Annotated in this window: 1 protein-coding gene; it reads right to left on the reverse strand. The window is 44.5% G+C overall.

All coding sequences use genetic code 11. The annotated features are described in order from the left end of the window. Positions 1-25: 25 nt before the first annotated feature. On the reverse strand, positions 26-751 hold a 726-nt coding region (locus tag FNN09_RS20920), incomplete at its 5' end, for a sulfatase-like hydrolase/transferase (RefSeq protein ID WP_143304435.1).

A 751-nucleotide genomic window follows, 5' to 3' on the forward strand; every position in this document is an offset into this window, starting at 1 on the left:
GTTGTCATTTCTCTATATTTTAATTTTACAATTCTTTTCCTTCATGAATAGCCTTTTCTGCTTCCTGTGCCAGTTTAAGTATCTGCTTCACCACTTTGGGGTGCTGAGCGGCTATATCGGTTGTTTCGCCTAAATCATTACCTAAGTCATAAAGGAACATTTCATTAGCGCCTTCAGCGTTGTATTTTTTCTTAAACACCAGCTTCCAGTTTTGGTAACGTACGCTCATCAAACCGCCCCTGGCTCTATAACCATAGATAGCCTTGTGTGGAGAAACTGCGCCTTCTTCCTGGCGCATCAGATTTTGAATGTCCTTTCCATCAATTGGCCGGTCGGTCGGTATCTTAGCACCGGCCACATTGGCAAAGGTGGTGAACAGGTCCATGGCTGTTACCGGTTCGTCACAGGTGGTGCCAGCAGGAATATTGTTTGGCCAGGTCATGATACAGGATACACGAATACCACCATCATAACGTTCCTGGTATTTTCCCTCACGTAGCACATGCTTTCTGGTTGGGTCGGTAAAACCGAATTTTCCATAGCAGTTCTCCAGTTCTTCATCCTTATATATCAATGGTCCGTTATCTGAAGAAAACACAATGATGGTATTATCCTCAATTTTAAGGCGTTTCAGGGTATTCATGATGATTCCCACTGAACGATCCAGGTATTCCACCGCATCGCCATAAGCTGCTGCCTTACTCTGGCCTTCGAATCCTTTAGGTACAAACCAGGGCGTATGGGTTTCAAT

This window comes from Carboxylicivirga sp. M1479 (genome assembly GCF_007097485.1).
Lineage (GTDB): Bacteria > Bacteroidota > Bacteroidia > Bacteroidales > Marinilabiliaceae > Carboxylicivirga.